Origin of the sequence: Streptomyces viridosporus T7A, assembly GCF_008704515.1 — a bacterium.
Lineage (GTDB): Bacteria > Actinomycetota > Actinomycetes > Streptomycetales > Streptomycetaceae > Streptomyces > Streptomyces viridosporus.
The window spans coordinates 4075827-4088364 of the sequence record NZ_CP023700.1; the positions used below are offsets into that span (position 1 = coordinate 4075827).

The 12538-nt window shown below is 67.0% G+C and carries 7 protein-coding genes and 3 rRNA genes; 4 read left to right on the forward strand and 6 right to left on the reverse strand.

Annotated elements, in window-relative coordinates; translation table 11 throughout:
• Positions 1-15: 15 nt before the first annotated feature.
• Positions 16-564, reverse strand: a complete 549-nt coding sequence (locus tag CP969_RS18875; protein WP_016825592.1) for a GNAT family N-acetyltransferase — start codon at positions 562-564, stop codon at positions 16-18.
• Positions 565-683: 119 nt separating this feature from the next.
• On the opposite strand from CP969_RS18875, the gene CP969_RS18880 reads away from it, so the two are divergent.
• From CP969_RS18880 to CP969_RS18890, 3 genes are read left to right on the forward strand one after another with little or no spacing between them, the layout of a single operon-like run.
• Complete coding sequence (locus CP969_RS18880) at positions 684-980, forward strand: ATP-binding cassette domain-containing protein (RefSeq protein ID WP_016825591.1); 297 nt, start codon at positions 684-686, stop codon at positions 978-980.
• Between the two features lie 3 nt (positions 981-983).
• Positions 984-2288 (forward strand): sensor histidine kinase, encoded by a 1305-nt coding sequence (locus tag CP969_RS18885; RefSeq protein ID WP_016825590.1) that lies wholly within the window; start codon positions 984-986, stop codon positions 2286-2288.
• Entirely contained in the window at positions 2285-2956 is a 672-nt protein-coding gene (locus CP969_RS18890) for a response regulator (protein ID WP_004986324.1), read from the forward strand. The genes CP969_RS18885 and CP969_RS18890 overlap by 4 nt, the downstream gene beginning before the upstream one ends.
• Before the next feature lie 50 nt (positions 2957-3006).
• Here the strand turns inward: CP969_RS18890 and rrf are convergent.
• From rrf to CP969_RS18915, 4 genes are all read right to left on the reverse strand, one after another.
• Positions 3007-3123: ribosomal RNA gene (rrf, locus tag CP969_RS18895) — 5S ribosomal RNA — on the reverse strand.
• Positions 3124-3193: 70 nt separating this feature from the next.
• A 23S ribosomal RNA gene (locus tag CP969_RS18900) occupies positions 3194-6319 on the reverse strand.
• Between the two features lie 310 nt (positions 6320-6629).
• Positions 6630-8160 (reverse strand): 16S ribosomal RNA (locus CP969_RS18905).
• The 16S, 23S and 5S rRNA genes sit together here, the layout of an rRNA operon.
• A gap of 671 nt (positions 8161-8831) precedes the next feature.
• A complete protein-coding gene (locus CP969_RS18915) occupies positions 8832-9380 on the reverse strand; it encodes a MarR family winged helix-turn-helix transcriptional regulator (RefSeq protein ID WP_004986314.1) in 549 nt (182 codons plus the stop codon).
• A 122-nt stretch (positions 9381-9502) separates the two neighbouring features.
• Here CP969_RS18915 and CP969_RS18920 point away from each other — a divergent pair, with 122 nt between their 5' ends.
• Positions 9503-10774: an MFS transporter gene (locus CP969_RS18920; RefSeq protein WP_026085061.1), complete on the forward strand. Its 1272-nt coding sequence runs from the start codon at positions 9503-9505 to the stop codon at positions 10772-10774.
• Between the two features lie 69 nt (positions 10775-10843).
• Here CP969_RS18920 and CP969_RS18925 read toward each other — a convergent pair whose 3' ends face one another.
• Positions 10844-12508, reverse strand: coding sequence for an ATP-binding SpoIIE family protein phosphatase (locus CP969_RS18925; protein ID WP_016825588.1), 1665 nt, complete (start codon positions 12506-12508; stop codon positions 10844-10846).
• Between the last annotated feature and the right edge of the window lie 30 nt (positions 12509-12538).

The window sequence follows — 12538 nt, forward strand, 5'->3', positions numbered from 1 at the left end:
CGGGGCCGACGTCGGTCAACGCGATACCGGGGTCGACGTCGGTCGGCGCTCGACGACCATCTCCAGCTCGTGCTCGTCCGGCTTCCCCGCAAGCGGCACGGTCACCCCGCTCTCCACGAACCCCGCCTTGCGGTAGAAGCCCAGCGCCCGCGCGTTCTCCGGATGCACGATGAGCCGCACACGCTCCGCCCCGCGCCCCCACGCCCACTCCAGCGCGGCGTCGAACAGCGCCCCGGTCACCCCGCTCCCCCGGTGCCCGGGCCGCACGTACACCCCGACGAGATGCCCCTGCCGCCGCGCGACCGGGAACCCGGCCCAGTCCGTCGCCCCGGCCTCCTCGATCAGCACGGTGACCGTGCCCACCCAGGACCCGTCCGCCGCCTCGGCGACGAACTGCCGCACCCCGCCCGCGTCCTCCGCCGCGTTCGCCGTCCGCTCCCGCCAGTAGGAGTCGGGCCGGCCCACCGCCTCCTCATGGGTCTCCAGGTACGCGAGATGCGCCACCGGGTCCCGCAGCGCCGTCAGCCGCAGCTCCCTCACCGGCGCGCACCGGCCGAACCGCACGGTCCTCGAAGGGCTCACTCCTCATGCCGGCCACGGTAGTACCGGAGTACCACGGCCCTCACCCCGCACACCGCCCCCGGTCCGACGCCCGCCGCCCCCGCACGGACGAGCATCGAAGCATGATTACGGCACAGGGCCTCACCCAACGCCACGGCGACCGGACCGTCGTCACCGACCTGCCCTCCACCGTCCGCCCCGGCACCGTCACCGGCTTCCTCGGCCCGGACGCCCCCACCCGCGGTCACGCCACCGTCGACCTCGCCGTCCTGGGCGTCCTCGCCACCGCCGGCGAGTACTCCACCGGCCGGATCCGCGCCACCATGACCGCCGTCCCGCGCCGCCTGCCCGTCCTGACCCCGTGGGCGGCGGTCTCCCTCGCGGCCGCCGCGACGGCCCTGCGCCGCCGGGACGTCTGATCCATGGCCCCCACCGTGTTCCCCCCGACCGACGGACCCACCACCATGAACCTCGTGGCGAACGACCAGGAGGCATCCGCGGGAGGACGGCCGACGGAACCCCTCACCCCGTACGTGCAACGCCTCGCCCAACGGGTGCGCGCCTTCGACCGGCGCCACCCGCTGCTGTGGGACCTGCACTTCACCGGCTTCTGGGTGACCGCCGCCCTCATCGACCACCTCGGCGGCGGCTGGCGCACCACCACGCACAACCCCGACACCCCCGGCCGGCTCCTGCTCGCCCTGAGCCTCGGCCTGTCCGTCCCCCTCCTCCTGCGCCGCACCCGCCCCGCGGCGGCCCTGCTCGTCCTCACCCCGTTCGCCCTCGTCAACGCCTGGACCGGCGCCGCCCTCCAGGCGGCCCTGCTCCACCTCGTCGTCGTCTACCACATCGCCCTGCGCCTCCCCCTGCGCGACCTGTGGTGGGCGACCGCCCTGGTCCTCACCCCGGTGGCGGTCTCCACGGCCCGCCACGGGGAGGGCGACTGGAGCCAGCAGATCGGCTCCCAGCTGACGTCCGTCGTCGTGGCGGTCCTGATCGGCATCACCGTCCGCACCCGCCGGAACTACACCGAGGCCCTGGAGGACCGCGCCCGCCGACTGGAGATCGAACGCGACCAGCAGGCCCGGATCGCCGCCGCCGTCGAACGCGCCCGCATCGCCCGCGAGATGCACGACATCATCGGCCACAACCTCTCCGTCATCACGGGTCTGGCCGACGGCGGCGCCTACGCGGCCGCCAAGTCCCCGGAACGCGCCGTCCAGGCCCTGGACGCCATCGCCACCACCAGCCGCCAGGCCCTCGGCGAACTGCGCCGCCTCCTGGACGTCCTGCGGGACGACGAGTCGACCCGCCCCGCCGAGCTGACCCCTCAACCCACCCTCACCGACCTCGAGCACCTCGTCGACGGCGTCCGTGCCGCGGGCCTCCCCGTCCACACCACGGTCGAGGGCCGGGCCACCCTCCCCGCGGGCCGCCAGCTCACCGTCTACCGCGTCGTCCAGGAAGCCCTCACCAACACCCTCAAGCACGCCGGCCCGGACGCCACCGCCGAGATCACCCTCTCCTACGGCGACAAGGGCGCCGTCACGGTCACGATCACCGACACCGGAGAACCCGGGACGACCGTCCCCGGCGACGGCCGCGGCCTCCCCGGAATGCGCGAGCGAACCACCCTGTACGGCGGCACACTTGAGGCCGGCCCACGCCCCCACCCCGAACGGGGCTGGCGCGTCCACCTGCACCTCCCGGAGGAAACCCCGCAGTGACCACCGTCCTCATCGCCGACGACCAGCCCCTCCAGCGTTTCGGCTTCCGCATGCTCCTGGAGAGCCAGGACGACATGACGGTCCTGGGCGAGGCGGCGAACGGCACCGAAGCGATCCGCATGACGGCCGAACTGCACCCCGATGTGGTCCTGATGGACATCCGCATGCCCGGCCTCGACGGCATCGAGGCCACCCGTCGCATCGTCGCCACGGGCGACCGCACCCGTGTCCTCATCCTCACGACCTTCGACCTCGACGAGTACGCCTACGCCGGCCTGCGCGCGGGCGCCTCCGGCTTCCTCGTCAAGGACGTGCGGCCCGAGGAACTCCTCTCCGGCATCCGCGCGGTGGCGACCGGCGACGCGGTGGTCGCCCCCAGCCTGACCCGCCGCCTCCTGGACGCCTACGCCCACCATCTGCCGGTCGGCGACACCGAGGAGAAGCCGACGTCCGACGACCCCCGGCTGTCCGCCCTCACCGAGCGGGAACGGGAGATCCTCACGGTCATCGGCAAGGGCTGGACGAACACGGAGATAGCGACCCGCTTCCACCTCGCCGAATCGACGGTGAAGACGCACGTCGGCCGCATCCTCGCCAAGACGGGGTCCCGCGACAGAATTCAGGCGGTGATTCTGGCGTACGACGCCAAGCTGGTGGAGCCGGCCTGAAACGCAGAAATCCCCCGTGCCGAATGGCACGGGGGATTCCCTGAATGATTGTTCGGCGGCGTCCTACTCTCCCACAGGGTCCCCCCTGCAGTACCATCGGCGCGGTAGGGCTTAGCTTCCGGGTTCGGAATGTAACCGGGCGTTTCCCCTACGCTATGACCACCGAAACACTATGAAACAATCAACAACCGTTGGCTGTTCGTGGTTTCAGAACCAACACAGTGGACGCGAGCAGCTGAGGACAAGCCCTCGGCCTATTAGTACCGGTCACCTCCACACGTTACCGTGCTTCCAGATCCGGCCTATCAACCCAGTCGTCTGCTGGGAGCCTTACCCCATCAAGTGGGTGGGAGTCCTCATCTCGAAGCAGGCTTCCCGCTTAGATGCTTTCAGCGGTTATCCCTCCCGAACGTAGCCAACCAGCCATGCCCTTGGCAGGACAACTGGCACACCAGAGGTTCGTCCGTCCCGGTCCTCTCGTACTAGGGACAGCCCTTCTCAAGACTCCTGCGCGCACAGCGGATAGGGACCGAACTGTCTCACGACGTTCTAAACCCAGCTCGCGTACCGCTTTAATGGGCGAACAGCCCAACCCTTGGGACCGACTCCAGCCCCAGGATGCGACGAGCCGACATCGAGGTGCCAAACCATCCCGTCGATATGGACTCTTGGGGAAGATCAGCCTGTTATCCCCGGGGTACCTTTTATCCGTTGAGCGACGGCGCTTCCACAAGCCACCGCCGGATCACTAGTCCCGACTTTCGTCCCTGCTCGACCCGTCGGTCTCACAGTCAAGCTCCCTTGTGCACTTACACTCACCACCTGATTGCCAACCAGGCTGAGGGAACCTTTGGGCGCCTCCGTTACCCTTTAGGAGGCAACCGCCCCAGTTAAACTACCCATCAGACACTGTCCCTGATCCGGATCACGGACCCAGGTTAGACATCCAGCACGACCAGACTGGTATTTCAACGACGACTCCACGACCACTGGCGTGGCCGCTTCACAGTCTCCCAGCTATCCTACACAAGCCGAACCGAACACCAATATCAAACTGTAGTAAAGGTCCCGGGGTCTTTCCGTCCTGCTGCGCGAAACGAGCATCTTTACTCGTAGTGCAATTTCACCGGGCCTATGGTTGAGACAGTCGAGAAGTCGTTACGCCATTCGTGCAGGTCGGAACTTACCCGACAAGGAATTTCGCTACCTTAGGATGGTTATAGTTACCACCGCCGTTTACTGGCGCTTAAGTTCTCAGCTTCGCCTGGACGAATCCAAGCTGACCGGTCCCCTTAACGTTCCAGCACCGGGCAGGCGTCAGTCCGTATACCTCGCCTTACGGCTTCGCACGGACCTGTGTTTTTAGTAAACAGTCGCTTCTCGCTGGTCTCTGCGGCCACCCCCAGCTCACCGGGCAAAGCCGGATCACCAGTGATGGCCCCCCTTCTCCCGAAGTTACGGGGGCATTTTGCCGAGTTCCTTAACCATAGTTCACCCGAACGCCTCGGTATTCTCTACCTGACCACCTGAGTCGGTTTCGGGTACGGGCCGCCGTGCAACTCGCTAGAGGCTTTTCTCGACAGCATAGGATCATCCACTTCGCCGCAATCGGCTCGGCATCGGGTCTCAGACGATGTGCCAGGCGGATTTGCCTACCTGACGTCCTACACCCTTACCCCGGGACAACCACCGCCCGGGCTGGACTGCCTTCCTGCGTCACCCCATCACTCACCTACTACCAGCTCGGGTCACCGGCTCCACCACTCCGGCCTCGTCCGAAGACTCGGCCGGCGGCTTCACGGGCTTAGCATCACTGGATTCGGTGTCTGGCGCTGCACCGCGGGTACCGGAATATCAACCGGTTGTCCATCGACTACGCCTGTCGGCCTCGCCTTAGGTCCCGACTTACCCTGGGCAGATCAGCTTGACCCAGGAACCCTTAGTCAATCGGCGCACACGTTTCTCACGTGTGAATCGCTACTCATGCCTGCATTCTCACTCGTGAACCGTCCACAACTCGCTTCCGCGGCTGCTTCACCCGGCACACGACGCTCCCCTACCCATCACGATCCCCGTTGGGGGTACATATCGCAATGACACGACTTCGGCGGTACGCTTGAGCCCCGCTACATTGTCGGCGCGGAATCACTAGACCAGTGAGCTATTACGCACTCTTTCAAGGGTGGCTGCTTCTAAGCCAACCTCCTGGTTGTCTCTGCGACTCCACATCCTTTCCCACTTAGCGTACGCTTGGGGGCCTTAGTCGATGCTCTGGGCTGTTTCCCTCTCGACCATGGAGCTTATCCCCCACGGTCTCACTGCCGCGCTCTCACTTGCCGGCATTCGGAGTTTGGCTAAGGTCAGTAACCCGGTAGGGCCCATCGCCTATCCAGTGCTCTACCTCCGGCAAGAAACACACGACGCTGCACCTAAATGCATTTCGGGGAGAACCAGCTATCACGGAGTTTGATTGGCCTTTCACCCCTAACCACAGGTCATCCCCCAGGTTTTCAACCCTGGTGGGTTCGGTCCTCCACGAAGTCTTACCTCCGCTTCAACCTGCCCATGGCTAGATCACTCCGCTTCGGGTCTTGAGCGTGCTACTGAAACCGCCCTGTTCGGACTCGCTTTCGCTACGGCTTCCCCACCCGGGTTAACCTCGCAACACACCGCAAACTCGCAGGCTCATTCTTCAAAAGGCACGCAGTCACGAGAACGAGGCAAGCCTCGTTCCGACGCTCCCACGGCTTGTAGGCACACGGTTTCAGGTACTATTTCACTCCCCTCCCGGGGTACTTTTCACCATTCCCTCACGGTACTCTCCGCTATCGGTCACCAGGGAATATTTAGGCTTGGCGGGTGGTCCCGCCGGATTCACACGGGATTTCTCGGGCCCCGTGCTACTTGGGTGTCTCTCCAACGAGCCGCTGACGTTTCGGCTACGGGGGTCTTACCCTCTGCGCCGGACCTTTCGCATGTCCTTCGCCTACGCCAACGGTTTCTGACTCGTCCCACGGCCGGCAGACCGTGGAAGAGAGATCCCACAACCCCGCATGCGCAACCCCTGCCGGGTCTCACACGCCTGCGGTTTGGCCTCGTCCGGTTTCGCTCGCCACTACTCCCGGAATCACGGTTGTTTTCTCTTCCTGCGGGTACTGAGATGTTTCACTTCCCCGCGTTCCCTCCGCACTGCCTATGTGTTCAGCAGCGGGTGACAGCCCATGACGACTGCCGGGTTTCCCCATTCGGACACCCCCGGATCACAGCCTGGTTGACGGCTCCCCGGGGCCTATCGTGGCCTCCCACGTCCTTCATCGGTTCCTGGTGCCAAGGCATCCACCGTGCGCCCTTAAAAACTTGGCCACAGATGCTCGCGTCCACTGTGCAGTTCTCAAACAACGACCAGCCACCCGTCACGCACCGCTCACGCGGTGCTGCACCGGGGCCGGCGACCGAAGACCCGGCCGTGCGGCCGTGCCCTCAGACACCCAACAGCGTGCCCGACACCCTCCCCACCCGTGGCCTGCGTTCCACGCTCCGAAGAGCAGTACTGGCAGCCCGAGGCGGCTGATGATGCCGAGTAGTCAACGTTCCACCCATGAGCAACCAGTGCGGGACGTGCGCCCGCATGCTGGCCCCTGGACCGCCGGAGCGGCCTAGAAGTGCTCCTTAGAAAGGAGGTGATCCAGCCGCACCTTCCGGTACGGCTACCTTGTTACGACTTCGTCCCAATCGCCAGTCCCACCTTCGACGGCTCCCTCCCCAGGGGGGTTGGGCCACCGGCTTCGGGTGTTACCGACTTTCGTGACGTGACGGGCGGTGTGTACAAGGCCCGGGAACGTATTCACCGCAGCAGTGCTGATCTGCGATTACTAGCGACTCCGACTTCATGGGGTCGAGTTGCAGACCCCAATCCGAACTGAGACCGGCTTTTTGAGATTCGCTCCACCTCGCGGTATCGCAGCTCATTGTACCGGCCATTGTAGCACGTGTGCAGCCCAAGACATAAGGGGCATGATGACTTGACGTCGTCCCCACCTTCCTCCGAGTTGACCCCGGCGGTCTCCCGTGAGTCCCCAGCACCCCCGAAGGGGCCTGCTGGCAACACGGGACAAGGGTTGCGCTCGTTGCGGGACTTAACCCAACATCTCACGACACGAGCTGACGACAGCCATGCACCACCTGTACACCGACCACAAGGGGGCACCCATCTCTGGGTGTTTCCGGTGTATGTCAAGCCTTGGTAAGGTTCTTCGCGTTGCGTCGAATTAAGCCACATGCTCCGCCGCTTGTGCGGGCCCCCGTCAATTCCTTTGAGTTTTAGCCTTGCGGCCGTACTCCCCAGGCGGGGCACTTAATGCGTTAGCTGCGGCACGGACGACGTGGAATGTCGCCCACACCTAGTGCCCACCGTTTACGGCGTGGACTACCAGGGTATCTAATCCTGTTCGCTCCCCACGCTTTCGCTCCTCAGCGTCAGTGTCGGCCCAGAGATCCGCCTTCGCCACCGGTGTTCCTCCTGATATCTGCGCATTTCACCGCTACACCAGGAATTCCGATCTCCCCTACCGAACTCTAGCCTGCCCGTATCGACTGCAGACCCGGGGTTGAGCCCCGGGCTTTCACAACCGACGCGACAGGCCGCCTACGAGCTCTTTACGCCCAATAATTCCGGACAACGCTCGCGCCCTACGTATTACCGCGGCTGCTGGCACGTAGTTAGCCGGCGCTTCTTCTGCAGGTACCGTCACTCGCGCTTCTTCCCTGCTGAAAGAGGTTTACAACCCGAAGGCCGTCATCCCTCACGCGGCGTCGCTGCATCAGGCTTGCGCCCATTGTGCAATATTCCCCACTGCTGCCTCCCGTAGGAGTCTGGGCCGTGTCTCAGTCCCAGTGTGGCCGGTCGCCCTCTCAGGCCGGCTACCCGTCGTCGCCTTGGTGAGCCGTTACCTCACCAACCAGCTGATAGGCCGCGGGCCCATCCTGCACCGCCGGAGCTTTCCACACCGAGGAGATGCCTCCCGGTGTCGTATCCGGTATTAGACCCCGTTTCCAGGGCTTGTCCCGAAGTGCAGGGCAGATTGCCCACGTGTTACTCACCCGTTCGCCACTAATCCCCACCCGAAGGTGGTTCATCGTTCGACTTGCATGTGTTAAGCACGCCGCCAGCGTTCGTCCTGAGCCAGGATCAAACTCTCCGTGAATGTTTACCGGTGATCCGGTGCAACACCACGAGAGCGGTGCGAGGGGAGGAATAGTCCCCTCGCACACAGCGTCCTCGCTGTGTTTCTTCAAAGGAACCTCGACCATCGGTGTACCCGATGGACGGGGTATCAACATATCTGGCGTTGACTTTTGGCACGCTGTTGAGTTCTCAAGGAACGGACGCTTCCTTCGTACTCACCCCTCCGGGCTTTCCTCCGGGCGCTTCCCTTCGGTCTTGCGTTTCCGACTCTATCAGATCTTTCCGATCCGATTTCCTCGGTGCTTTCCGGGGTCCCGCTTCCGCGTTTCCCTTTCCGGCGTTTCCGACTCTAGCAGACCCTTTCGGGCCTGACTCCCCGTCAGGAGGGGGTGTCTTCCCGGCCGTTGGGCCGTTCCGACGTTTCAAACCTTAGCGGACTCGCTCGGCGCTTCTCAAATCGGAGCCACTCGGTTCCGTTCAAGCCGCCGTGTCCCGTGCGAATTGAATTTCGGCATGCCGAAAACAACCCGTCAGGGAGGTCGTGCTGGTGGTTTGAGTGCCGCTGTCGCGGCGGAGATGCCGTCGCAGAACCGTTACGGCTCCGCGGCAACTCGAAGAACTCTACGGATCGGGCAGGGGGGTGTCAAGCGCCCCTGTCAAGATCTTTTCGGCCGGACGGAGGGCCTGCTGTCAGTCCAGGTCGGAGAGGCGTCCGCCGGCGTCGGGCTGGGCGTGCTCCACCCTGCGCAGGAGACGGGTGAGGACCTCGCCCAGGGTCACCCGCTCCTCGGGGGAGAGGTCCTGGAGGAGGTCCTCCTCGAAGACGGTGGCCATGCGCATGACCTCGAGCCACTTCTCGCGGCCGGCCGGGGTCAGCTCCACGATCACCCGAACGCGGTTGGTCTCGTCCCGCTCCCGGGTGACCAGGTCCTCGGCGACCATGCGGTCGATCCGGTGGGTCATGGCGGCCGGGGTCAGCCCGAGGCGCTTGGCGAGGTCACCGGGACCCATGCGGTAGGGGGCACCGGAGAGGACGAGGGCCTTGAGGACCTCCCAGTCGGCGTTGGTGATGCCGAGCTCGGCCGTCTGGCGACCGTAGGCGACGTTCATCCGACGGTTCAGACGGGACAGCGCGTTGACGATCTTCTCGACCTGGGGGTCGAGGTCCTGGAACTCGCGCTGGTACGCGGCGATCTGCTCTTCGAGTGTCGGCTCGCCGAGGCCGGTGGTGTCGCCCATGGCCGCAGTATGGCATGCCTTGTCTTTGCTTTGAAGTCCTTCGCTGTGTACTCTTTAGCGTCGAACTTTAGCTTCTAAGTCTTCACTCCTAACCAGTGAGAGAGGTGAATGTGACCAGGGCGATGGGCGCTGCGATGCGTCGGATCCACGTGGGCAACGCACTCAGCGCTTTCGGGCTCGGCTTCACGGTCCCGTACCTGTACGTCTATGTGGCGCAGGTGCGAGGGCTGGGGGCCATGACGGCGGGTCTCGTGCTCGCCGTCTTCGCTGTGGCCGCGCTGATCGTGCTGCCGTTCGCCGGGCGGGCGATCGTCCGGCGCGGCCCGCTGCCCGTACTGCTCGCCGCCCTGGTCACGGCCGCGGTCGGCGCGATGAGCCTGGGACTGTCCGGCAGTGCCGCGACCGTGCTGCTGTCGGCGGCGGCGCTCGGCGCCGGACAGGCCGTGATGCAGCCGGCGCTCGCGACGATGATCGTCGACTGCTCCACCGCGGAGACCCGGTCACGGGCGTTCGCCACGCAGTTCTTCCTGCAGAACCTCGGACTCGGCGTCGGCGGTCTGATCGGCGGGCACCTCGTGGACACCACGAAGGCCGGCTCCTTCACTCTGCTGTTCGCGCTCGAGGCGGTGATGTTCCTGCTGCTCGTCGTGGTGATGGCGACGGTGCGGATGCCGCGTGCGCCGCGCATCGGGGGCGCTCCGGCGCAGTCGGCCAAGGGCAGCTGGAAGGAACTGCTGGGCAACCGGGCCATGGTGCAGCTCTGTGTGCTGGGCTTCGTGCTCTTCTTCGCCTGCTACGGGCAGTTCGAGTCGGGGCTGAGCGCGTACGGGGTCGAGGCCGCCGGGATCTCGACGTCCACGCTGGGGACGGCGCTGGCGGCGAACACCCTGGTGATCGTGGTCGCGCAGTTCGCGGTGCTGCGGTTCGTCGAGCGGCGCAAGCGCTCGCGCGTGATCGCCTCCGTGGGGCTGATCTGGGCCGTCGCGTGGGCCGCGGCCGCGTACGCGGGGCTCGGGAACGGCAGCCAGGCGATGGCGACCGCCGCCTTCATCTCCACGTACGCGCTGTTCGGGCTCGGGGAGTCGCTGCTGTCGCCGACGCTCGCGCCGCTGGTCGCCGATCTCGCGCCGGCCGGTATGGCCGGGCAGTACAACGCGGCGTTCGCCCTGGTGAAGCAGCTCGCGCTGGCCGTCGGTCCGGCGGTGGGCGGGCCGATGGGCGCCTCGCTGCACGGGCCGTACGTGGCGACCTTCCTGCTGTTCTCGCTGGGGATCACCGTGCTGGCGGTGCGGCTGGGACGGCGGCTCACCGAGGCGCAGAACCATCCGGCGGCGCGGAGCCGTGTGGTGACCCAGGGGGGCACCGCGGCGGGGCAGGCACCGGCGCACGCCTGACGTACGCGCCGGCTCCCCGCTTCCACTCCCGCTCCCGTCCCTGTTCCCGACCCGTCCCCGCGGTCCGTCTCACGCGCCGGCGGGTTTCGGCAGGGCGAACTCGCACCAGACCGCCTTGCCGCCGCCCGGGGTGCGCCTGCTGCCCCAGTTGGAGGCGATCGTCGCGACGATGGCGATGCCCCGGCCGGACTCGTCACCGGGCTCCGCGCGGCGGCGCCTCGGCAGGTGGTCGTCCCCGTCGGTGACCTCGACGATCAGGCGCCGGTCGGTGCGGCGCAGGCGCAGCCGCATGGGCGGCGTGCCGTGCTGGAGGGAGTTGGCGACCAGCTCGCTCGCCGCCAGGACGCCCAGGTCGTGCAGGTCGGGAGGGAAGCGCCAGCTGGTCAGCACGCCGGAGGCGAAGGCACGCGCGCGGGGGGCCGCTTCGACGCCCCCGAGGAGTTCCAGGGCGGCGTTGCGGAACAGCTCGCTCTCCGGGCCCGTGCGGGCGGGGTGCTGGAGGACCAGCACGGCGACGTCGTCGTCGTGGTCCGGGGTCACCCCGGCCGAACGGACCAGGCGGTCGCAGACGACCTGGGGGGTGCCGGTGGCTCCGGCCAGGGCGCGCTCCAGGGCGGCGATGCCCTCGTCCAGGTCCTCGTTGCGGCGCTCCACCAGGCCGTCCGTGTAGAGGACGGCGGTGGAGCCGGGGCCGAGGGGGATCGAGCCGGAGGCGTGGATCCAGCCGCCGGTGCCGAGCGGGGGGCCGGTCGGTTCGTCGGCGCGCCGGACGGTGCCGTCCTCGTCGCGGACCAGGATGGGCAGGTGGCCGGCGGAGGCGTACACCAGGCGTCCCTCGTTGGGGTCGTGGACGGCGTACGCGCACGTGGCGATCTGGTTGGCGTCGATCTCCGTGGCCAGTCCGTCGAGGAGCTGGAGGACCTCGTGCGGGGGGAGGTCGAGCCGGGCGTACGCGCGGACGGCCGTGCGGAGCTGCCCCATGACCGCGGCGGCCCGCACGCCCCTGCCCATGACGTCACCGATGACGAGGGCGGTGCGGCCGCCGCCGAGGGTGATCACGTCGTACCAGTCGCCGCCGACGGCGGCCTCGGTGCCGCCGGGGTGGTAGGTGGCGGCGATGCGCAGGTCGTCGGGTTGCTCGAGCTTCTGGGGGAGGAGGGAGCGCTGGAGGGTGACGGCCGTCTCGCGCTGGCGGCGCTCGCTGGCGCGCAGGCGTGCGGCGGCCTCGGCGTGGTCGGTGACGTCGGTGGCGAAGACCAGGACACCGCGCCCGCCGCGCCCGCCGCCCTCCCCTTCGGTGACCGGGGTGCAGGTGAAGGTGTAGGAGCGGCCGTCGGGGGCCTTGCGGGACTTGACCGTGCGGGGCTTGCCGCTGCGCAGGACCTGGTCGAGGAGGGGCAGCAGGCCGAGTGCGTCGAGTTCCGGGAGGGCTCCGCGCGCGGGGGCGTCGACCGGGCGGTCGCCGAAGGCCGCCCGGTAGGCGCCGTTGACGTAGGCGACGCGGTGGTCGGGGCCGTGGACCAGGGCGACGAGGGAGGGGACGTGATCCAGGACCTCGCGCGCCCTCAGCTCGTCGACGGCCGGTACGGACCGCTCGCCGTCGGTGAGCCGTTCGGCGCGGGCCGCGGGCACGGAGCCCTCTCCCCGCCGGTCCGGGGGGACCGTGTGCTCGGTCCGCGCTGCGGCGCGGCGCTGCGTTCCGGGGAGCCGGGCGCTCCAGCGCGTGAAGTTCACGAATCCTTGCCTCGTGTAGTTGTCGGCGGC